Annotated in this window: 19 protein-coding genes and 2 tRNA genes; 11 read left to right on the top strand and 10 right to left on the bottom strand. The window is 42.4% G+C overall.

The annotated features are described in order from the left end of the window. Positions 1–120: 120 nt before the first annotated feature. Positions 121–1,125: a hypothetical protein gene (locus tag HRU80_09310; protein ID QOJ29071.1), complete on the top strand. Its 1,005-nt coding sequence runs from the start codon at positions 121–123 to the stop codon at positions 1,123–1,125. Positions 1,126–1,146: 21 nt separating this feature from the next. On the opposite strand, the gene HRU80_09315 is transcribed toward HRU80_09310, so the two are convergent. After that, the gene (locus HRU80_09315; protein QOJ29072.1) at positions 1,147–2,262 is read right to left on the bottom strand and encodes a glycosyltransferase family 9 protein; all 1,116 of its coding nucleotides are present in this window, start codon (positions 2,260–2,262) and stop codon (positions 1,147–1,149) included. After that, the gene (locus tag HRU80_09320) at positions 2,259–3,410 is read right to left on the bottom strand and encodes a glycosyltransferase (GenBank protein ID QOJ29073.1); all 1,152 of its coding nucleotides are present in this window, start codon (positions 3,408–3,410) and stop codon (positions 2,259–2,261) included. The genes HRU80_09315 and HRU80_09320 overlap by 4 nt, the downstream gene beginning before the upstream one ends. Positions 3,411–3,746: 336 nt before the next feature. On the opposite strand from HRU80_09320, the gene HRU80_09325 reads away from it, so the two are divergent. Further along, entirely contained in the window at positions 3,747–7,217 is a 3,471-nt protein-coding gene (locus tag HRU80_09325; GenBank protein ID QOJ29074.1) for a response regulator, read from the top strand. 93 nt (positions 7,218–7,310) lie between these two features. Here HRU80_09325 and HRU80_09330 read toward each other — a convergent pair whose 3' ends face one another. The 3 genes from HRU80_09330 to HRU80_09340 all read right to left on the bottom strand — a co-directional run bounded on the left by HRU80_09330 (position 7,311) and on the right by HRU80_09340 (position 8,125). Then, the gene (locus HRU80_09330; protein ID QOJ29075.1) at positions 7,311–7,658 is read right to left on the bottom strand and encodes a DUF5615 family PIN-like protein; all 348 of its coding nucleotides are present in this window, start codon (positions 7,656–7,658) and stop codon (positions 7,311–7,313) included. Further along, positions 7,655–7,876 (bottom strand): DUF433 domain-containing protein, encoded by a 222-nt coding sequence (locus tag HRU80_09335; protein QOJ29076.1) that lies wholly within the window; start codon positions 7,874–7,876, stop codon positions 7,655–7,657. The genes HRU80_09330 and HRU80_09335 overlap by 4 nt, the downstream gene beginning before the upstream one ends. A gap of 162 nt (positions 7,877–8,038) precedes the next feature. Next, a tRNA-Ser gene (locus HRU80_09340) sits at positions 8,039–8,125 on the bottom strand. Positions 8,126–8,616: 491 nt separating this feature from the next. Here HRU80_09340 and HRU80_09345 point away from each other — a divergent pair. Continuing rightward, positions 8,617–8,706 (top strand) — tRNA-Ser (locus HRU80_09345). A gap of 214 nt (positions 8,707–8,920) precedes the next feature. Here the strand turns inward: HRU80_09345 and HRU80_09350 are convergent. Further along, a complete protein-coding gene (locus HRU80_09350; protein ID QOJ29077.1) occupies positions 8,921–10,168 on the bottom strand; it encodes an anion transporter in 1,248 nt (415 codons plus the stop codon). A 31-nt stretch (positions 10,169–10,199) separates the two neighbouring features. Between HRU80_09350 and HRU80_09355 the strand changes: the two genes are divergently transcribed. The 6 genes from HRU80_09355 to HRU80_09380 all read left to right on the top strand — a co-directional run bounded on the left by HRU80_09355 (position 10,200) and on the right by HRU80_09380 (position 16,018). Then, a complete protein-coding gene (locus tag HRU80_09355; GenBank protein ID QOJ29078.1) occupies positions 10,200–11,603 on the top strand; it encodes an MATE family efflux transporter in 1,404 nt (467 codons plus the stop codon). 95 nt (positions 11,604–11,698) lie between these two features. Continuing rightward, positions 11,699–12,148, top strand: a complete 450-nt coding sequence (locus HRU80_09360) for a PspC domain-containing protein (GenBank protein QOJ29079.1) — start codon at positions 11,699–11,701, stop codon at positions 12,146–12,148. Continuing rightward, positions 12,145–13,047, top strand: a complete 903-nt coding sequence (locus HRU80_09365) for a hypothetical protein (GenBank protein ID QOJ29080.1) — start codon at positions 12,145–12,147, stop codon at positions 13,045–13,047. Before HRU80_09360 ends, HRU80_09365 begins: the two co-directional genes overlap by 4 nt. 130 nt (positions 13,048–13,177) lie before the next feature. Beyond that, a complete protein-coding gene (locus tag HRU80_09370; GenBank protein ID QOJ29081.1) occupies positions 13,178–13,891 on the top strand; it encodes a hypothetical protein in 714 nt (237 codons plus the stop codon). Between the two features lie 43 nt (positions 13,892–13,934). Further along, positions 13,935–14,696 carry a queuosine precursor transporter gene (locus HRU80_09375; protein QOJ29082.1) on the top strand — a complete coding sequence of 254 codons (762 nt, stop codon included), beginning with the start codon at positions 13,935–13,937 and terminating at the stop codon, positions 14,694–14,696. A 32-nt stretch (positions 14,697–14,728) separates the two neighbouring features. Next, a complete protein-coding gene (locus tag HRU80_09380) occupies positions 14,729–16,018 on the top strand; it encodes a diaminopimelate decarboxylase (protein ID QOJ29083.1) in 1,290 nt (429 codons plus the stop codon). 14 nt (positions 16,019–16,032) lie between these two features. Here the strand turns inward: HRU80_09380 and HRU80_09385 are convergent, their stop codons facing one another. Beyond that, positions 16,033–17,859, bottom strand: a complete 1,827-nt coding sequence (locus tag HRU80_09385; GenBank protein ID QOJ29084.1) for a family 10 glycosylhydrolase — start codon at positions 17,857–17,859, stop codon at positions 16,033–16,035. Between the two features lie 227 nt (positions 17,860–18,086). Here HRU80_09385 and HRU80_09390 point away from each other — a divergent pair, with 227 nt between their 5' ends. Next, positions 18,087–18,491: a HEAT repeat domain-containing protein gene (locus HRU80_09390; GenBank protein ID QOJ29085.1), complete on the top strand. Its 405-nt coding sequence runs from the start codon at positions 18,087–18,089 to the stop codon at positions 18,489–18,491. 59 nt (positions 18,492–18,550) lie between these two features. On the opposite strand, the gene HRU80_09395 is transcribed toward HRU80_09390, so the two are convergent. After that, positions 18,551–19,918 carry a M20/M25/M40 family metallo-hydrolase gene (locus tag HRU80_09395; protein QOJ30506.1) on the bottom strand — a complete coding sequence of 456 codons (1,368 nt, stop codon included), beginning with the start codon at positions 19,916–19,918 and terminating at the stop codon, positions 18,551–18,553. A gap of 66 nt (positions 19,919–19,984) precedes the next feature. Here HRU80_09395 and HRU80_09400 point away from each other — a divergent pair, with 66 nt between their 5' ends. Further along, entirely contained in the window at positions 19,985–20,482 is a 498-nt protein-coding gene (locus tag HRU80_09400) for a cupin domain-containing protein (protein QOJ29086.1), read from the top strand. A 1-nt stretch (position 20,483) separates the two neighbouring features. Here HRU80_09400 and HRU80_09405 read toward each other — a convergent pair whose 3' ends face one another. Together HRU80_09405 and HRU80_09410 are read right to left on the bottom strand one after the other, a co-directional pair. Beyond that, on the bottom strand, positions 20,484–22,181 hold the full coding sequence (locus tag HRU80_09405; GenBank protein ID QOJ29087.1) for a hypothetical protein: 1,698 nt from the start codon (positions 22,179–22,181) through the stop codon (positions 20,484–20,486). After that, positions 22,178–22,897 (bottom strand): ABC transporter ATP-binding protein, encoded by a 720-nt coding sequence (locus tag HRU80_09410; GenBank protein ID QOJ29088.1) that lies wholly within the window; start codon positions 22,895–22,897, stop codon positions 22,178–22,180. Before HRU80_09410 ends, HRU80_09405 begins: the two co-directional genes overlap by 4 nt. Positions 22,898–22,930 lie beyond the last annotated feature (33 nt).

The following is a 22,930-nucleotide window of genomic DNA, read 5'->3' on the forward strand; positions in this document are numbered from 1 at the left end:
GAAGACCTGCCGTTTCCTATTATAAATAAGCGAAATTCTCCTCATTTATCAGCCGGGGTCAGAAAAACAGTATCATGGTTCAAAAAAAATCACTATTTTAGGAAAAAGCAATTACAGAGAATGATTCTAGAGACTCTTGATGTAAAGCAAAACGACATTTTTATTTATTCTGAAAACCGGTTTGACCTGGATGACAATTTCAGACTGATAAATAAGGATGAAAAGATTAAGAAAACCGCGGGTATTCATTTTAATGATGTATGCGCTTTTGTGTATGATGAAAAGCCAAAAAGTCTTGTCGTTTACCGCCTGCTGACCAATTTCCCATCGTTTAATTCATCCTTGGTAAAATACGGGATTATTGTTAATGTTAACGGCGCTCCTGAGGTAATATATTTTGATCCTGTTTATGCCCTGCGTGAACTTGATGAATATTATGAGATGCAGAATTTTCCAGATTTACGGTTCAGGATTCAGCAGGTGGGACTCATTTCAAGCTTCAGAATTCAGGGTGAGGCGAATTTCCAGGAAGTCTATGCATTTGATTTGGAGGCGATTGAGGTTGAAAATCAGAATGACCGGGTATTTGCAGAATTGATATTTGCCTTCGAGGATATAGATTTTGACCGTATTGCTTCTTTCCGCAGCACAAGTTCGGGTCAGAATGTGCAAAAGCAGCGGTTTACTACACTGAATGCAAATGATTTTCAGGGGCAAATATCAGAGGAATCTGAATATTCCGGCAAACAGGATTTTACCAGAAGAAATGCAGTACCGGATAGTGAGCTAAAAAATGAAACTCCGAGAATGCAGCGGGTGGTGACTGTCCATGGAGATTTTACACCTCCAAAAAATGAAGTTAAACAGAAATTTTCAGCGCCGCCGCCGCCCAGGCTTGTGAAACTGGGGAGCGGTTCTGCAGAAGCACCAGCTGATTCAACTGCAGGGAAGAAACCAAAATTTTCGGATTTCCTTTCCAAAGTAAAAAATGAAACACAACAAGGGCAGGAAACTGAAGCTGATAATCAGCGCAGAGTGATAGACCTCTTTAAATCAACTACGGGGATGAAAGACTTTGTTGTTGAACGGGAAAAGAAACAGGTTATTCTTAAACTAAAAAAATAAAAATCCGGTAATGCCGGGGTATTAGGACTTTAGTTTTTTCCTGATCAGAGATTCCACGGTTGCAGGGGAAATCAGGTCCATGCAATTCGGCTTAAAATCACATTCGGGTTTATAGCACACCAGACATTCCATATCAGGTACCACTTTTGTAATTCTGCCATAATCCTCAATTTCGGCTGATGATGTAGGGCCAAAAAGGCAAATTACTTCCTTTTTGAGGGCAGTGGCAGCGTGTAATCCCAGTGTGTCACCGGTGAGGATAATATCAGATATATCAAGCAGTGAAAAAAAATGTCGGAGGGAATTTTCCGTACCAGTGTCAATAACAAACGGAAATTTTTCTTTAAGGCTTTTATTTCTTTCTTTTTCCTCAGGACCGCCGTATAGAAGAATTCCTGCTTCTGATTGATCTTTAAATGAAGAAATGAGTGTTTCAAGATGATGCTGATGCCACTGTTTGAGCCGCCATCTCGCGCTGGCACCGGTGTTCAGTCCGATGATTTTTTTGAAGCGGGAGATATTGTGTTTTTGTTTGAACGCATCACGGAATTCTTTTTCATTTTTGGAAAGAAAAAGCTGAATTTCATCTCTCTTATATTCCAGTTCGCATATATCATGCAGGATTTCCTGATAACTTCTCCTGTTTTCTTTTTTACGTTTATCAAATGCTCCCATTTCAAGCCATCCGGAGGCGGCTTCATTCATGGGGCTGACATTGCCTTGTGAATCAGTGATGAAACCAAATTTCTTTTTTGCGTTAACCAGAGAAGCCATGCTTCCGCTTGCAGGATTTGAGTCGGGATGAATGAGGATGTCATATTTCTCATTCATCACTTTCATAAGAGTTTCAGGTTTTTCAAAAACAGCAACATGATGAACGAGCGGATTATTCCTGAATAGATCTGCAGCATTCTGACGGGTTACCCAGGTGATTTCATACCCGGGATACTTTCTGTGCAGAGCAGGTAAAATTGAAGTTGAACGCAGCACATCTCCGACTGCGTCTAATTTGATTATCAGAATCCTGCCTGATGGTGATATATAATAGGGACAATCAGTGCACTCCTGTCCGGTTTCTTTGTTAAATCTGCACGGACGGTCACCCGGGAAGTGGATGCAGTCAGTTTTTAGTATCATGAATGGCTGCTTTCAGTAATTTCTTCAAAGAGTGCGCTGATGCTGTTAAAGCTGTTGCTGCCCACCCGTCTGCGTATATGCGACGTAAAATCAGTTTCCTTTTTTAATGCAAAGAATTTCTTAACGCCGCGGGTAATTTCATCAGGATTCTCCGGCTTAACGATAACGCCCGTTTTATCTTCATCAACAAACTCTGCCAAACCACCAACATCGGTAATCAGCACCGGCTTCAGGAAACCATATGCAACATTAAGAATTCCGCTCTGTGTGGCACTGCGGTAGGGGAGAATCACTAAATCTGAAATGCCGTAATAATTACCGACTTCTTCGTTAGAAATAAATTTATTCACAACTTTTACTTTGTCAGCATGGCCGGAATCAGAAATTAATTTCAGGTAATAGTCCTGCTCATCATAAAACTCCCCAGCAACCAGAATCCGGATTGACGGGTCATCTTTTGCAAGTGCCGGGAGAGCTTTAAGCAGGATGTCCAGTCCCTTATATTTTCTGACATATCCAAAAAAGAGGAGAATTTTATCTTCCGGGGAGTAATCCATTGATTCCCGGATCCTCAATTCATCCGCTTTCTCCATTTCATAGCAGTCATAGACAGGCAGTTCCGACCTGAAAACCTTCTTACGATGGTTTAGTTCCTGGAGTTCCTTTTCAACCTTGGCAGAAAGGCAGAGGAATGCTGATGCGTTTGAAAGTCCGAGCCGGGTTAGGGCCTTATCAATAAAATTGCCTTCATGCGAGACAAAATTTTCTGTAATAAAGAGGATTTTGTCCTTAAATCTTTTCTGGATGAAAGAGGAAATGAAAAAATGGCAAGGCCCGAAAAACGGATGCCACCAGTCGAAAACTATCAGGTCGGGTTTAAGGGCATTTATCCGTGAGGCGACATAAATCCAGTTAAATGGATTTATTGAGTTAATAATCCTCTCATTCGGAGCCTTCATTAGGGCTGTATTGCTCTGATCATACTGTGTGGTGCCGGGGAAAAGAAATGACGGGTACAGCAGTTTGTAGTTGAAAAGGGTAACCTCAAATTTATCAGCCAGGGCATGATACAGGTGCGAAATAAAGAGGGAGTTCCCCCCTCTATAGGGAAAGGCCGGGCCTAATATTACGATCTTTTTTTTACTCATTCTTCCAAAAATAAAAGCCAAAGATACGATTTTAGGGGGGTGTGCGCAAAGAATTCAGGGAATAAGCCTGTCTTCGGTTCATGTAGTCACGGGGGGATTATGCTCACGGGGATGTGATACAGTTGTTACGGGAATAATTTTCTTTTGAGGAGAAGAAAAACTTCTCTATTTTTTCCGGTAAGGGAAAATGAATTTGCGGAATAAAAAAACTTGACCGGCTTTTGCCAGAGTGTGGAAGACTGCAATAATTGAAATCCTAGCTCATTGACAGTCCGGTTACCCCGTAATCAAGGAGGATTAAAGATTCCGGGGCATATTGAAGAAAGGTATTTGGTTTTGTTGTACTGTGGCCTTCTGATCTTCATCTTATTCCTTCTGTCGCCTGAAGTTTCAGGTAAGTCCCGTTTTGTGCCATCCGGATATAATACCATCCAAAAAGCAATTGATGCATCATCAGTAAATGACACGGTTATTATTGAACCTGGAATCTATTATGAAAACCTTGTTCTAACGAAGAATATCATTCTTGCAAGCAGGTTTATTCAGGATGGGAATCCTGATCATATTCAAAAAACAATAATTGATGGAAGCAGGGGAGTTGATCCGAAGCGTGCTTCGACTATATACATAAGCGGGGAGTGTGATTCGGGGTGTATTATTACGGGACTTACCATTAGAGGCGGCATGGGCTCCATATTATATGATCCTGAGGATATTTTGTTCCCTTACTGGAATATCGGAGGGGGCATCTGTCTGATAAACGCGGGAGCAACTATTGAAAAAAATATTATAACTGCAAACTTTATAAAACCCAATAAATATACTGAATTCACTGCAGGAGGTGCAATAGGTTCATGCTCACCTCCGACACAGCAATTAGCTGAAATTAAATTAATCATCCGGGATAATATTATCACAGGCAATGAATCCACAGGCAAGTGGAGCGAGGGAGGAGGAATTGCCGTTGGCCAGACATCTGAAATAAGCCGTAATATTATTACAAAAAACCGGACCTTTTCCGTAACACGATCAGCCGGAGGGGGAGTCGCGTTGTATCTGCAAAAAAAAATTACCATAAGAGTATTCGGAAACTATATATCTCAAAATTCAGCGGGAATTGGGGCAGGACTTCTTGCCGGGGGCGGTAAGAAAAGGACGGGCGAACTGCTCGCATATAATAATATCATTTCAGATAATAACGCGATAGAAGTGGGCGGCGGGGTTCATATTGCCAGAAATGCTATGGCTGTCCTTTATCATAATACCATAACCGGTAATAAAACAAAAGCACCCGGAGGCGGGATTAACCTTGCCGATGGTGCATATACCGTATTAAACAATAATATACTCTGGAAGAACATCCCTGACCAGATTTATGAATGGGGGAGGATTCAGGTGAATTACAATCTTATTGAAGGGGGCTACCATGGAGTGGGGAATATTGATGCCGATCCAGGATTTATTCCGGATGACACACTTTTCCGGATCTCAACGAACAGCCCTTGTATAGCAGCTGGGTTAAAAAGGTTTACTCTTGCTGGCAGAAAAATAGAATTGCCTGAGTATGACTACAGCGGGAAAAAGAGAATTCAGCCAATTTCAAGCAATCCGGATCTGGGTGCGCATGAATCTGAGGCGAACATACCAGCGCATGAGCATTCCATGTATACTGAGGAAAATTATATTAAGCTGTTGTTCAATATAAAACAATCAGGTGTGCAGCGAACAGACCCGGCAACCGGAGAGATAATCGAGGCGGGGAAAATGCTTTATACCATGGAAGTAAATGACAATGGTGCGCCTCTGGCAGAATCGGATGAGGAGCAAAGGATCTTTACACTTCCTGCTGGAGAGAATACCATTGATATTGAGATTATAGCACGCGGCAGGGATTCAATGAAGAATCTGCTTGCATATATCATGCTGGAAGGGGTTGATCAGAGAGCTATTCAGCACACCTCCCAGCATGATATTTTCTTTAACCGATGGAGCAATCTTAAACCCGGAACATATTATCTTTCCATTCTTCCGCAGGATGATAATAATATTATAGGAGGCGTAAATCTAATCAAATGCAAAATCATTGTGTTGCCCTTCTGGTATCAGACCTGGTGGGCTTTTTTGTTATATACTCTGGCAGTTTTCTTTGCTGCATTTGTTTATATGCGGATCAGGATAAGCAGTATAAAATCGAAAAATGAACTTAACATAAAACAAAATGAGCTTGGCAAATTGTCAGAACTTGACAAACTTAAGTCCCGTTTTCTTGCCAACGTTGCTCATGAACTTCGCACACCATTAACGCTCATCCTCGGTCCGGCCGAGACACTCACAAAAATGAAATTAAAAAAAGAGGCCGGTGAACATATTCAGCTCATCAGGCGAAGCGCGCACAGGTTATTACGGCAAGTTGACACTCTTTTACAATTCTCAAGAGTTGAATCAGGCAGCGCCAGACTTAAAGTTTTTAACCATAATATTGTACCCCACATAGCAAGAGTAGTAAGTTATTTTGCAAGTCCTGCTGCCAGAAAAAATGTAACGATATCATTTAACGCCGTCACAAAAGAAATCCATGGTCAGTTTGATCATGAAATAATCGAAGAAATAGTTCAGAATTTGATGTCTAATGCGGTAAAATTCACTCAATCCGGCGGTTCTGTGCAAGCCGAAGTGAAGGAAGAATCAGGATTCCTGAACATCAGAATAGCCGACACCGGGATGGGTATATCTGATCAGGATAAGCCGCATATTTTTGAAAGATTTTTCAGAGCTGATACGACTCATAAAACGGAGGGAACAGGAATAGGACTTTCGCTTACAAAAGAGCTTACTGAACTTCACCATGGCAGGATTTCAATTGAAAGCTATTATGGTGAGGGAACCACGGTTACTGTTTCCATACCATTGAGCGGATATCTGCCTCATGAAACGGGTGAACCCGTTACGGAAGTAACTGAGGAATATCCTGATGATTCTGTTCTTACTCCGTCCGAGAATGATACAGAAGCTGCTGATGGAGGGGAGAAGCAGATTATTCTTGTCGCCGAGGATAATGCTGATACCCGTATATATCTCCGATCCATCTTACAGAAATTTTATACGGTTATCGAGTCGGAAGACGGAGCCAGGGCGCTTGAAAAGACAAGAATCACTATACCTGACCTGATTATTACCGATATAATGATGCCCGATATGGATGGTATTGAACTGTGTCACGCAATAAAGAATGATGAGCGTACCAGCCACATACCGGTTATTATTTTATCGGCTCTCGCGGAGAAGAAAGACAAACTCAACGGCCTGCATGAAGGGGCGGATGACTATCTCCTTAAACCTTTTGATTCAGAGGAACTGTTATCAAGGGTAGAAAATCTGCTTGAAAACCGGAGAAAGTTACGGGAAAGTTTCAGCCGTAAAGTTATGCTTCAGCCGGGTGAAGTGAGTTTTGTATCTCTTGATGAAAAATTTATGAGGAGGGCGATAGAGGTAGCAGAAAAACATTTGTCCGATGAGAAATTTGGGGTTGACCAGCTCGCCCACGAGATGTTCCTGAGCTATGCTCAGTTTTACAGGAAAATCAAGGCCCTTACAAATCTATCCCCCGTGGACTTCATCCGGATCCTGAGACTGGAGCGGGCAAAGAAACTGCTTGAAACTAACTGGGGCAGTATCGCTGATGTTGCTGATGAAGTTGGGTTTATCAACCACTCCTATTTCGCCAAATGCTTCCATGACAGGTTTGGTATTCACCCGCATGATGTACCGGTTAAAAGGGGGAACTCAAGTGAGAAAATAAAGGAGTAAATATTGCGGAGAGACAGGGATTCGAACCCTAAGAAAAAAGTTTAATTATTCCAATATTTTAACCAATTAATTTACTATTCAGACTTACTGCAATTACAGACCAAATATTTCCAAGCAGAACTTCTTTGCTGAACTTTGGTCATTTAAGAATTCTTTGATCTTTTCGGCGTGGTCGGTTAAAATACCGGCGATTTGATTGGTCGATGTATTGCCGGTTCTCAGCCATATTATTTTTGGAGGCATACCATTGATTAATGCGTAATCATAAAAATCTGAATCAAACGTCACAATAGAATATCCCTGAATTTTGGCAAATTCCCAGATTTTTTGATCTGATGCTCCATTTAACCCCAGTTGGGTCACTTGTTTTGAATCAGGGTAAAGATGTTGGATTTTTTTTACAATCCTGAATGAAATATTCTGATCAAATAACAGTTTCATAGAGCAATTTGTAAGCGATGCTCCCTATCTGCTGCATATGCGAGACACGCCTGGATATCAGTCCTGTCCAGTTCTGGGAAATCCTCAAGAATTTCTTCAACTGACATTCCTGAAGCAAGCCAGTTCAGGACATCATAAACAGTGATTCTCGTATCTCTTATGCATGGTTTTCCGAATCTTTTTTCACTCTGAATGGTAATTATTTTATCATAAGACATTTAAAACTCAATTAAAATGATTGGTAGGACAATATAATTAAGGGAAACAAAATATAAATGGTAAAACGGGTGTGAAAATTAATCAGGGTAAGCGAAGGTGAAAATAATCTAAGGGGTCTCACGGATTATTTCCAAGATGTCAAAAAATTCCAAGAAATATTGCGGAGAGACAGGGATTCGAACCCTGGGTACCCTGACGGGCACAACGGTTTTCGAGACCGCCCCATTCAACCACTCTGGCATCTCTCCGGTTAACAATTCATCTCTTCTGTTATATCGACCCATTCAATCCCGACTCTTCGGGACATCTCTCCGGTTATATCGCCCGATTCAATCCCGACTCGTCGGGACATCTCTCCGGTTATCAATCGCCCCATTCAATCCCGACTTGTCGGGACATCTCTCCTGTTATATCAAACTTTTCGGGACACTTTCCCGTTATTTTTGCCCCATTCAATCCCGACTTGTCGGGACATCTCTCCTGTTATATCAAACTTTTCGGGACACTTTCCCGTTATTTTTGCCCCATCCAATCCCGACTTGTCGGGACATCTCTCCGGTTATATCAAACTTTTCGGGACACTTTCCCATTATTTTGCCCCATTCAATCCCGACTTGTCGGGACATCTCTCCGTTTAACAATTGCCCCAAAACTTCGATATTTCAGCCTCAAATGTAAGGATTTTCTGGGGAATTTTAATATATTTGCAGTCTATTTTGAAATCAGCTATTCGATTGACGGAAAGATGCAGGAGTGGCTGAACTGGCTCGCCTGGAAAGCGGGTGAACGGGAAACCGTTCCGTGGGTTCGAATCCCACTCTTTCCGCCATTATTTACGAATTGTGACTTGATTTGAAAGCGGTTTGCGGGAAACCGTACCATGGGTTCTCCTCAGGACACTGCGCGGAATTCCACTCTTTCAGCCATTATTTACGAATTGTTGCTTGATTTGAAAGCGATTTGCGGGAAACCGTACCATGGGTTCTCCATAGGACGCTGCGCGGAATCCCACTCTTTCTGCCATTATTTTGCTGACCGGATACTCACAAGATTCCGGTTAGATGTTCCAACCAGATAACTCCCATTGAGATTATGAAACCGGTAATTGTTGCCGGAATCCCATATTTTAGAAATTCTCCAAACTTTATCTCAATCCCATACCTGAGAGCAATTTCCGCTACAATCAGATTCGCCATAGCGCCAATCAGCGTCAGATTTCCGGCTATAGTTGCGGCTGAAGCAAGTGCAATCCACAGCATTTCTCCCGCGCCAGAGGCTTTCATCAGAGGCAGAATAAGTATCGTGAAGGGAACATTACTGACGATCTGAGAAAGCATAAGTGACAGAGAATGCAGTATCGCAATACCATAAAAATCATTTTGTAACTTCACGCCGTCCGTGAATATTACAAGCAGATTTTCTTTTTCAACTGCGTGAATAACTATGAATAAAGAGGCAAAAAATAAAAGGAGCACCCAGTCAACCTCTTTAATTATTTTCGAAGGCTTTATTTTTCCAAAAAGCAGGATGGCGGCACTGCCGAGCAGTGCTATTTCCGGATATGAAAGCCCGATTGGTTTACTGAGAAAGAAAAGCAAAATTACAGCAGCAAAAATCGGTACTGAAAACTTCATTGAAGTAAAATTATAACCTTGGCTTTGCTCCTGAAATACCAGTTTTTCAGTCTGCCTGAACTCCTTCTTATCAATCAGAATAATAAGCCAGTATATACTCAGCATTCCTATAACAGAAACCGGAAGCAGAATCAGCAGAAATCTGCCGTAAGAAATACCGGAGGCAATGCCTATGAGCATATTCTGGGGATTGCCCGTTATGGACATGGCACTTCCTGTATTGGAAGCAAGGATTTCGCCAATCAGATAGGGAAGAGGATTTATTTTCGCGGATCGGCAGACTGCAATAACCACCGGTGTAAAGAGGAGCACTACAGCATCATTCACCAGGAAAGCACTTGCGAATCCTGTTACCAGTATGATATTGAGCAGCAGCCCTTTTCTTGTTGAAGAATAAGCAATGGTCTTCTCAGCAATGAACGTGAAAAATCCATCCAGTTCAAGCACCGCGATAATTATCATCATACCCAGTAAAAGCCCGATGGTATTAAAATCAATTGCGGAAACTGCATCGTTTAACGGCAAAATACCTGTGATTATCATAAGTACTGCACCCGCGAATGCAGCGGATGGACGGTCTATGTTAACACCGGGTATCCTGGTAAAGATAATTCCTGTGTATGTAAGCAGGAATATGATAAGGGTCAGATTTTCCAATAATTAACGTATTTTTCTTTAACGAAATTTAATGAATGTAAACCGGAGAAAATCCCTGAAATTTCTAAAAAAGTATCATTATCACATCAAGCAGACCATGCGGCTTGCTGTACCTGTTGTGATTGGCCAGGTGGGGCATGTCATGATGGGAGTGGTTGATAATGCAATGGTCGGAAGAGTCGGGCCGGTTCCGCTTGCGGCAGCAGCTATTGGCAATAGTCTTTTCTTTACGGTAATGGTTGTAGGAATTGGTATGTCTTATGCACTTTCTCCGCTCACAGCAATGGCAGCAGGCAGAAAGGATACCGAGGAGTGCGGAACGGTATTCAGGCAGGCTTTCTACATCAACGCGCTTACGGCAGCAGTACTGCTTAGCGTTACTTATTTCGGGGCATATCTCATTGTATATCTGGATCAGCCCGCAGAGGTAAGGGAACTTGCCATTCCATATATGCAGACTCTTGCTTTTTCAGCAGTCCCTCTGATGCTCTTTCAGCAGCTCAGACAGTTTATTGAGGGCCTCTCGATAATGAAACCTGCAATGTATATAACACTGCTTGCGAACGGCGTGAATGCATTTGCCAACTGGATTCTCATCTACGGTAATCTTGGTTTCCCTGAATTCGGACTTGTCGGGGCGGGATATGCCACCATAGTATCCAGGGTCTTTATGGCATTGATGATTACCGGTTTTGTTGTATCCAATCATAAGTTCAGGATATACTCTCTCAATCCGTTTCCGGTCAAAATTGAACGGAAGCAGAGTCTTCGAATACTAAAACTTGGAGGGGGTAGCGCATCGCAGTACTTTTTCGAAGTTACTGCTTTTTCATTAGCTGCGGTGATGGTCGGCTGGCTCGGGGCAATTCAGCTTGCTTCCCATCAGATAGCAATAAGTATTGCTTCAGTAACCTATATGATTACGGTGGGGATATCTTCTGCTGCTGCAATCAGAGTTGGTAATTATCTTGGGCAGGGGAATCCCGGAGAAACCCGTTCGGCGGGAATTGCCGCACTGATCCTCGGTGCATCTGTCATGGCCGGATTTGCGGTCATTCTGGTGATATTAAATACGTTTTTACCAACCCTGTATATTTCAGACAGGGAGGTTATAGTTCAGGCAAGTATTCTTCTCCTGATAGCAGCACTTTTCCAGGTCTTTGACGGAACTCAGGCAGTAGGGCTAGGAGTTTTGAGAGGTATTGCCGATGTAAAAATTCCAACGATAATTACATTTGTTGCATATTGGGCTATCGGTTTACCCGGAGCATATCTTCTCGGATTCACCTTCTCTTTTGGGGTAGAGGGGATTTGGGCAGCTTTATCCTTGGCTTTGGCCGTATCAGCCGGCCTGCTAACAAGAAGGTTTCTCAAAATGACCAAATTGAGGGAAAATCGCACAATTTATGAGACCGTTCATGACGGTAAAAGGTGATTACACAATTGGAAAAAGCCGTTTGTCCGATAAACCGATTATTGCCAGCAGGGCTGTTTATATTTGAACCGTAACAAAAATGAAAAGGTGATGTCATGAAACGAAGATTATACAGATCAACCAGAGAAAAAATGCTCGCGGGTGTAGCCGGCGGGTTGGCAGAATACTTTGAAGTTGACCCGGTTCTCGTCCGGCTTGCATTTGTACTGCTCTTTTTCTTTAACGGAGTAGGCCTCTTGCTTTATATCGTGGCCATCTTTATCATACCGCGTGATGATGCTGCCTATCGTATTGCGCCTGAGAATGTTTCATCGGAATCATCTCAGGAGGGTGAAATAAAGAGCCAGAACGAGCAGGAATCAGAAAAAAAAAGTAAATCCAGAATGATTTTCGGAGCTATACTTATGGTTGTCGGAGGACTTTTACTTTTGAGTGATGTATTTCCTTCAGTTGATTTTGGTGATATACTTCCTCTGGTTCTGTTAGGCCTTGGAAGCTGGCTTGTCTATCCATATCTTTCTTCGCGTAAGGAGGTAAACCAATGAAAACCAAGCAGATGTTTTGGGGTATTTTCTTCTTAACGATAGGAATACTCCTTTTATTAAATAATATTCTGGAGCAGGGAATTTCCCTTGATGGTGTTTATGAATACTGGCCGATCCTGCTGATTCTTGCAGGCGCCTCCATCATGGTAAAAAACACAACCCTTAAGATAGTGCTCTCAGGATTAAACGGACTGATACTGGCAATTATGCTCTACTCACTAGTCAGTGCTCCGTTCGGCTTTTTCCGCTGGGATAATGACACTTCGTATGACTATAGCAGCGCTGCCGAACACCTTATGGATTATGACAGCACAATTCAGTCAGTTACACTGAATCTTGAGGCCGGCGCGGGTGCATTTGCAGTAAACAGTGACAGTGAAAAACAGTATAGTGTTGACGGTAAGGGTATTTTTAAGGTCTCCACTCATCAGACGGATTCTGCGTTGGACCTCATAGTAAGGCAGGATGAAATAGATATTCAGCTTGGCGATGGAAAAGAGATACAAAACTTTATAAATATTGCATTACACAATAACCCCGAATATTCGTTTAATCTTGCTCTTGGCGCGGCTACTGCAAACCTGAATCTCGGTAATCTTAAACTGAAGGACTTCAGTCTTAAAACGGGTGCTACTTCAATTGACCTGACTCTCGGTATGCCTTCCCGCACAATTTACGATGCAACAATTGAGATGGGTATGGGTTCGGTAAGTATCCGTGTACCGAAGGAAGCAGGAGTTAAACTTGATATGGAACTGCCGCTCAGTGCCACAGATTTAAGTGACTTCACAAAAGTTAAAGACAACACCTGGCAGACCGATAATTACGGCACTGCCCCTCAGAAGATTCATTTGAAAATCTCAGGCGGCTTTTCATCTTTGCGCGTTTCCCGCTTTTAACCCTCAAGAACCATTTACAAGCCGGATTTTACTCTCTTAAAATCCGGCATTTTTACCGGTGCATCCGAAATCACATCATTATTAATCAGCTTTTCCTTATTTTACCATTACTAACAAAATTGTCTCGGGTTTGGGTAAAAAGCAAAAGACAGATATCATTCAGTTTAATTATCTTTTCCGCTTCGAAAATGGCAAGGAAAAGAAATTTATCCTGCGGCTCAGAAGGGATGATTTAAGCTATATCCTTCCGGATATGAAAGAGATACCTGATTGGGCTCTGCTTAAAAACTTCCGCTGTGAGCATTGTCCTCTTGATGAGGCAGTGGTAAAATATTGCCCGGTTGCGGTGAATATTGTTGATATTATTAACGAATTCCATGATCTCCCCTCATTTGAAAATGCTGAAGTTCTGGTTCAGTCAGCGCATCGCAGCTATCATAAAAAAACTTCACTGCAGAGCGGTGTAAGCAGCATGATGGGGATTCGTATGGTTAGTTCAGGATGCCCGGTTATGGGTAAATTAAAACCCATGCTTCATTTTCATTTACCATTTGCTACACTCGAAGAAACCCAGGTAAGGGCTCTTTCTATCTATTTGCTTGCTCAGTATGTGAAGGCAAAGAAGGGAGGAGGACCGGATTGGGAAATGGAGGGCTTAGTTAAGATTTACGAGGATATACGTCATCTTAACCTGAATGTATCCCGGAAAATTGCTGATCTGGAAGATAAGGATACCAGCATTAATTCTCTGGTCATTCTGAATAATTTTGCAGACTATGTAACCTTCACAATTGACGAATTCATGATAGATGATCTCGTGAATTATGTCAGGGAATTTATGTAATCAGTATCTTGTTGTCCAAGAAAATATGAAATAAGGACAGCAAATGAACCAAAAATCGGTGCGCCTGTTTTACCTCCTGGGCGCTTTTTTCGTTGCAAACGCACTTCTTGCTGAGTTTGTCGGGGTTAAGATATTCTCTCTTGAAAAGACGCTTGGTATCCCGCCTTTTTCTTTCTCATTCTTCGGTGTTGAAAACCTTTCATTTAATCTTACTGCCGGAGTGCTGCTCTGGCCGGTGGTTTTCATCATGACGGACATCATAAATGAGTATTTCGGAAAAAAAGGGGTACGTTTGATGTCCTATACTGCTGCAGGACTAATTTCGTATGCATACGTTATGATCTATTTCTCAATAGCCATTCAGCCGGCTGATTTCTGGATTGGCACCGGAGAAACAAAAGGTGTACCGGATATGGATGCAGCGTTCAGGGCAATTTTTGGGCAGGGGCTCTGGATTATTATCGGATCTCTCATTGCCTTTCTTATTGGCCAGCTGGTTGATGTAATCGTATTTCATATTCTGCGGAGAAAAACCGGTGAAGGAAAGATCTGGCTGAGGGCTACCGGCTCAACACTTGTCTCCCAATTTATTGATTCTTTTGTGGTTCTTTTTGTTGCGTTCTATATAGGTGCTGACTGGAATCTCTCGCTCGTTCTGGCGATAGGTGTCATGAATTATCTTTATAAATTTATCGTTGCCGTGGCGCTCACCCCTCTGTTATATATCATTCATGGTGTAATTGACCGGTATCTTGGAAAGGAAGAATCATCAAAACTTATGGAGCAGGCAGCAGCTGAATCCTGATCCGACAGCTTAAATAATTTTTAACCGGTATTGTGAAAATATATACACCCCCTCAGGAAGTCTCAAAGATTTTTCAACGGCTGAAGCAGCAGGCGGGAATGATTTCAGAGGATGATACGCTCATTATTCTCTATGATCTAGCAATGATAAGTGAACGGATGGAATCAGTTCATAACGCCTTTCCTTCCGGCTCTTTGCATACTGCAGCAGTAAAGGCAAATCCTTTAGTCCGGATCCTTCAAAAGGCAATTGACCAGGGATTTGGACTCGAAGCCGCCAGCAGAGGAGAACTTGCTCTGTCAGAAAGCGCAGGTGCACCCGCATCAAAGATTGTTTTTGATTCACCGGCTAAAACCATTCAGGAAATCAGACATGCTCTTGGGATGGGAATATACCTTAATACTGATTCCTTTGCTGAGATAGACAGGGTAGCGGCCTTGGCAGAAGAATTTCCTATTAAAGCGGGAGTGGGTGTGCGGGTTAATCCTCAGGTTGGTATGGGGGCTATTTCTTCAACAAGTGTTGCAGGTCAGATTTCAAAATTTGGCATCCCTCTGCAGGAGCGGGAAAAGTTGAAAGAGTACTATCTAAAATTTTCGTTCTTAAATGGCATACATCTCCATATCGGATCTCAGGGTTGTCCTCTGGAAATGCTGGTTCAGGGAGTTAAGAAGGCGGCAGATTTTGCGGAGGAAGTTAATAATGATCCTCAGTTTAAGAACAAACAACAAAGAATTACACATTTTGATCTGGGCGGGGGACTGCCTGTTGGGTATCACCATCAGCACAAGCCGGTTACATTGGAAAATTACACCGAACTGCTGAGAAAAGAAGTGCCTGTACTTTTTTCAGGAAAGTACCGTTTAATCACTGAATTCGGACGCTATTTATACGCGAATGCCGGGACAGTGATAACCAGGATCGAGTATGTTAAGAATTTTACTGATGCCAGAATAATTATGAATCACGCGGGAGCTGATCTTTTCCTGAGAAAAAGCTATCATCCTGATGACTGGCATCACGAAATAGCATTGATGGATGCAAGCGGTACAATTAAGTCCGGAGGAAAAAAGCAGTCATATATGATTGCCGGGCCTTTATGTTTTGCCGGTGATATTATTGAACGGAATGTGATACTGCCTGAGGCGGAAGAAGGCGATTATCTTATAATTCATGATGCCGGCGCTTACAATCTGAGTGCGTGGTCCCGGTACAACAGCAGGCAGATACCACTTGTGATCGGGTATCATCCCTTATCAGAAGAGGTTGAAGTACTTCGTAAAAGGGAGACTCTTCAGGATATTGTATCCTTCTGGAGTTAGTTTCTCTGCACGTTTTACTTCAGCAATATAATCTTAAGTGACTTATAAGATTTACTGCCGGCGGCTCTGAGCAAATAGGTTCCGCTGGCAAGCCCCGCTGCATGTATCTGGAAAGTGTGCTTTCCTGCTTCCATCTGGCCGCTTTCCTGAATCACCCGTACTTTCCTTCCAATCATATCGAATAAATCCAGTGAAACGATATCTTTTTCAGGTATTGTTAAAGTAACTGTCGTAACCGGATTAAAAGGATTAGGGAAGGCCTGCAAAGAAAAATCAGTGACGGTTAACTCATCATTCGCTGAAACAACCGGAAAAATTGGTATGATTTCGGGAGCGCTTTCATTCCACAAGCGGTCAGCGGATGTTATCAGGTATATAAACGGATTTGCTGAATCAATAACCGTTGCGTGAGTATAGGAAGTAGCTTCCTTCCGGATAATTGCTACAATGTCTTCAGCTTTCCTCTGGTAATTAGCAATGCTGTCAGGATGCGCGGTACCAGTATATTTGTACAATATATACCGGAAAGGAAGATCACCGTCTGATGCAGCAGGAGGATGAGACCAGGTTACTCTTACGGAAAGGGGAGTAACGGTAAACTCTCCCGGCACAGGAGGCAGGGAAGGAACGGAATCCAGCCACGGCATAGGAGGAATAAGGGAAGGATATTTATATAAATCGTTCCTCAGTGAATCCTGAACTCCAAGAAGATTATTTGTAATGGATTTTGAACTGAAGAATACACTTCCTTTAACATTTTCATAAGTTCGTATGAGACGAATCTGATTACCCATCTGAGTCGGGTTAAGCCAGGTTGTGTCCTGAGAGCCGTTGCCAATTTTGTATGCTGCGTGCCCAACAAATACCTGTCGCTCATAAGCATTATTATTCCACCAGGGTGTGAGAACCTCAAATCTTGCCGGCGGAAAACCGATATTCCAGTAAATTTGAGGATTAATGTAGTCAACCCATCCTTCCTGAATCCATTTTCTGGAATCGGCAAAAACCTGGTCATAGCTCTGGAATCCGCTGGTGGCTGATCCGTTTGGATCAGTGGACTGATTTCTCCAGATGCCAAAAGGACTTATTCCGAATTTGACATGCTTCTTTACAGATTTAATACTGTCATGAACCATCTTTACCAGCATATTTACGTTGTTTCTTCTCCAGTCATCTTTGTTGGTGAATCCTCTTGGATACAGGATGAAAGTAGAATCATCTTCGAAAGTTACATTTGTCTGCGGATAGGGATAGAAATAATCGTCAAAATGAATTCCGTCAATATCATACCTTCTGACAACATCCATTATAACCGAAGTAACATAATCCATTACCTCAGGATTTCCCGGATCAAGCCATTTATATACACCGTATTCTTTAACCCACTGTGGTTTTCTCTTGCTGACATGCGAACTATGAACACTGCTGGTATTCTTATTGAGAACCGCACGGTAAGGATTAACCCACGCATGCAGTTCCATCCCCCTTTTATGTGCCTCCTCTATCATAAAGGTAAGGGGATCGTAAAGGGGATTAGGAGGTGTGCCCTGGGTTCCTGTCAGCCATTCGCTCCAGGGTTCAATACTGCTGATGTAAAATGCATCGCAAGTAGGACGGATTTGAGCGATAATTGTGTTAATTCCATTCTGTTTGTGACGGTCAAGAAGCGTTATAAACTCGCTTCTTTGCTGCGCCGGAGTCAGATTTTTGCTTGTCGGCCAGTCAATATTGGTCACTGATGCTACCCAGACAGCCCTGACTTCCTTCAGAGGTGAGGGGGATTGAGCATAATGCCCAATATTACAGAGTAAAAAAACGCACAAAAGCGGGAATAATTTCATTTCATAAACCGGGAATTTTATGGATTTAAAATAACCAGAGAAGCAGGTTATTGCAAGCAACAAACATCTGAGGTACATAATCGGGATCATTATATTGTGATTTGCTGATAGTCATGAATAATACCCCCCTGTCCCTGAATATTTCCGGAAATACCAATAAATTATTTGAGTTAAACGGAATTTCTAATTTAGTGATGCAGATTATCAACATTAAAAGAGGTCAAGAAATGAAAAATTTCACGCTTCCGTTTCTCCTGTTATTCCTTCTTCTCACAACAGGTTTTCTCCATGCCGGCAGCCCTTCAGGCAGTGTTTCAGCAGCACAGAAAGATGTGATTGTTAAAAGTCTTCTGAATGGTATTGCTTCAGGTAATATGGGACTGATGGTAAGTTCAGCACAGTTCCTCGCTGAATATAAATCCGTCCGTTCAGTTATTCCGCTGATGGAAATGCTCCATGAGGCAGAAAATGAAGAATCAAGAATTGCTGCTGCTCTTGCATTAATAAAAATAGGTGATTCCCGGGGTGTATTTGCCGTAAGACAGGCAGCTCACTTCGACGACAGCGAACATGTCCGAAATATGTGTATGAAATTCTATTGCGCGTATTTATGCGGAAAGACTGATCAGTGAAGCGGATATGGTAATCAGCCGGATGTATATTCCTGAAATATCCGGCTGATTATCCTTTTCTATTCAAAACCTTCTTCACTGAGTAAAAGAGTTAAAATCGTAATAGCCGCGCTGCCAAGCGCAAATTCCCTCGGATTTACTTCCTTGAAAACATCATTGGCGGAATGATGATAATCAAAGTATCTTTGATCGTCAGGAACATATCCGATAAGAGCGCGGGTATTTTTAAGAAATGAAATATCAACGCCGCTCCCTCCTTTTCTGATCCATTCTATTCCTGTTCTGTTCAGGAGAGGAAGCCATTTCTGCATATATGCAATAGTAGCTGAATCAGCATCAACACTAAATCCCCGTGGTGTAAACGCGCCCCGGTCAGATTCAATTGCCGCATAATGCTTTTCCGATGCTGAGTGGGCATAATCTGCATAGGTTTTTGCTCCGCGAACGCCATTTTCTTCATTCATATAGAATATACAGCGCAGTGTTCGCATGGGACGGATTTGCAGTTTTTTAACGATATATAAAGCTTCCAGGCTCTGGGCGCAGCCTGCAGCATCATCATGTGCGCCGTCTCCCTGATCCCAGGAATCATAATGTCCGCTGACGATCACTACTTCTTCAGGAAAGACACGTCCCTTAATTTCACCAATCAGGTTGTACGACTCAATATCGGATCTTGTTTCGCAATTAAGACGTAAATGGATTTTTGAGTCTGCATCACGGGATATACTTTCGCTCAGCAGATTTGCATCCTGTATTCCAATTGCCACAAAAGGAATTTTAGCCACCGTTGAATCATACCGGATCATGCCGACATGCGGAGTATTATCATTTCTTGTCGTGATTGAGCGAAGTATAGCCCCGACCGCACCGTATTTTGCTGCTTCGATTGCTCCTGTTGAACGGAACCGGACTGCTTTACCGTAACCCGCGAAGGTATTTACAAGACTATGATCAAAATGGACATTATAAAATACAATTTTACCCTTCACCTCGGCCGCTCTTGCCTGAAGTTCTTCATAACTTGAAACTTCAATAACCTCCGCGCTGATGCCGTTTTTCGGCGTAGCAATACTTCCACCCAATGCGGCGATACGCAGTTTCTGTTTCTTTTTACCTTTTGTTAAAAGAAAAGCTTCTTCTACAGTACCTCTCACCCAGTGGGGCACCATAGTCTTTTGAAGCCAGACAGTATCAAGCCCCATCTGCTCCATTTTTTGTTTTGCAAACATAATAGCCTTTATGGACTCGTCAGAGCCGCTCAGACGCGGACCAATTTTGCAGATTTCCTCAAGCAGTTTATAACCGGTTAATTCGGTTAAGGCAAGAGAAATTACGGAATCTGCAAGAGATTTGGTTATTTTAACGGGTGCCTGAGGTTGTTCGCTAAATCCTGACTTGCCCAAAATGAGGCAAAGCATGAGCATGAGAGATGTAAATTTCATCTGGTTGATTATATTGAGCTTATTCTTAAATAGTGAAAATGAAGTAGGATGCAAAATAGCAATGCTGATCTTTTTATAAAAGAACTGGGATTAATTCCTCATCCGGAAGGGGGATATTTCAGGGAGGTTTACCGCTCTGTGGACAGTTTTATTCCGGAGAACACCGGGACGGAGAGAAATTACATGACTTCCATCTATTTTCTGTTAAAATCCGGGCAGTTCTCAGCATTTCACCGGCTGAAGAGTGATGAACTCTGGTACTTTCATGAGGGGGCTGCTGTCACAATTTTTATTATTAGCCCTTCAGGAAAACTCGAACAGTATATTTTGGGAAGAAATATTGCAAATGGCGAGAAGTTGCAGGTGATTTTCAATAAGGGGGATTGGTTTGCTGCAACACCGGCTGTCAGTGAGGGATTTTCACTGTTTGGATGTGCGGTAGCCCCGGGTTTTCATTTTGATGATTTTGAACTGGCACACAGGGAGAATCTCATAAAAGAATTTCCTCAGCATACTGAAATTATCAGGAAATTCTCTCTGGACTAATTCAGACGACTATATCTCTTCTGTAGGCCCGTAATCCTGCAATGATACCCGCGGCTGATAATGTTACAGAGACAAAGAGGAATATGCCTGTGGTGTTGAAAATTACCGATTGGTTAAAAATCCCTCCCCCTGGTCCCTGAGTCTGAAAATAATGCCGGATGTTAGGCGCGAGCAGAAGAAGTTCAAGCATAATATATCCCATTGAAATCAGAAAAGAAATTGATGCGCCGGAGGAAGAAGAAATGCGGATAGGATTCTTTTCCTTAAACTGAGGGAACAGGCCCCCCATTCCAAAGTTTATGGCTGCAACAGTAAATGCGGTAATTATGGTAGCTGCAAGGGAAAAATAGTATAATTCTCCTTCAAATCTTCTGTTTGCAAAATGGGTCAGAGCCAGACTTAGAAGCAATATACCTGTTATGAGTACCGCAAACTTGGAGCCGGCATATCTGTATATATTAACCGGAGCAGACCGGAGCCGCCACAACGTTTCACCTTCAAGACTTAAATGGGGAAAAATAAACCGCAGTGCCAGAGTCACAATCATAAACTGAATGAAAAGCAAGAATACCAGATAGACAGTCGTCTGAGTTCCGGGATCATAACTGAGAAACATTCTGAATGGCCGTCCGCCAATGCTTCCGGTAAAAAGTATGATTAAAAAAATTAGCAATGCAAGATGAAGAACCTGCACCGGCTCCCGCAGGAAAAGCAGATATTCCTTTCTGAACAGACTTCCGGTTTTCGGCGAAGTATATGAGTCAGCCGGCTTCCAGACCGGAATACTCACCGTTGTATTCTTCTTTCCCGCAGATAGTTCTGCCACGGTCTGATAACTGCGGTAAAAATACTTTTCTGCAATTAAAATGAGAGCGATAAAAAACGCGGCGGTAAGCGAAATAACTATCACAATATATGAGGCGGCAAGATTATGAAGATCCCGCTGAATCCAGTAGAGTGCATCTGCGACCCAGATACCAGGGAAAATCTTAATATACGCGGAATCAAGCGCAGTGAGGTATAAACTCAGCCGCGCCTCAATATATGATGCCTGAGCAACAAGTTCCACCGGATCATTCAATTTGAAAAAGAGAGCGGTAACGGCTATATATCCGGCTGCAATAATACCGATGGTTATTTTAGGACCAATTGCTTCTGCAATCCTTACGATAAGGAAGAGAATCAGAACTCCAAGAATACCCGCAAGAAGCAGAAAGGGGAGTATCAATCCTCCCAGGACTGTTATATAAAATCCGAACGACTGTTTAAAATAATTTCCATAAGCAAGCAGTGCTGCGCAGATTATCAAAAACAGCGTGCCGGAAGAATAGAAGAAATTGTCAATAAATTTGATTAAGAATACATGCCTAAAGGATACCGGCTTGGAGAGCAGAAAATTTACTTCCCTTGAGCGGTAAAAGGTAGCAAAGCCCACCAGAATATTCCCGGCACTTACCGTAAGGAAAACCATGAACAGTATGATTGCAGCAAAACGGTGAAAAAAGAAGAGACCAATCCTGTAATCCTCAAGAAGCAGTATTATTACCTTCTCCGTAAAAAGATACATGCCTGATGCAAAACCAGCATAAACGGCAAGAAGAGCTATATTTTTAAGAATTTCCGCGGGGGTAAAATCAGTTTTGCTGACTCTTATGTTAGAGAGAAATTTATAAAAGAAAAGATGACGAAAAATATTCATTTAACCAGTTCGAGGAAGAACTCTTCAAGTGAAAGAAAATTCTTCTCCTGAAAATCTCTGAATGCTTCACGGGGACCATCAAAGATCAATTTTCCGTCTTTAAGAATTCCTATTCTTGTGCAGACTTCTTCAGCGATATTCAGACTATGGGTTGTCATAAGAACTGATGAACCATTTTCTACCAGGGACTGAAAGGTTTCTTTCACAAGTTTTGCACTTTGCGGATCCAGCCCTACCATTGGTTCGTCAACCAGAACAAGTCCCGGATTATGAAGAATTGAAGATGCAATTGAAATTCTTTGTTTCATCCCCTGCGAATAGGTTTCAGTGCGTCGGTCGATCCAGCTGCCTATCCTGAGAGTTTCCGTTATACGCTCAATGCGATCCTGCAATTCATGATGGGGGATATTGAAAAGACCGCCTGAAAAAAAGAGGAACTCACGGCCAGTAAGTTTTTCATATAAAAAGGGCTGATCGGGTATATATCCGAGCCGGTATTTGGCTGCATCGGGTTTTGAATCGAGGTCATGTCCGTCAATAAAAATCTTTCCGGCAGTTGGACGGAGCAGGCCGGAAATCAGTTTAATGGTGGTTGTTTTGCCTGCACCGTTAGGGCCGAGAAAGCCAAAAAACTCACCCGGATTAATCTGCAGATTCAGTTTGTCCAGTGCTGTAAAATTACCGTAACTTTTGTTCAGATTTTGTAGTGTAAGCATAAAAACTTAACAGAAGATAACGGGAGAGGGTTC

It is taken from the genome of Ignavibacteriales bacterium (assembly GCA_015709675.1).
Lineage (GTDB): Bacteria > Bacteroidota > Ignavibacteria > Ignavibacteriales > Ignavibacteriaceae > H2-BAC3.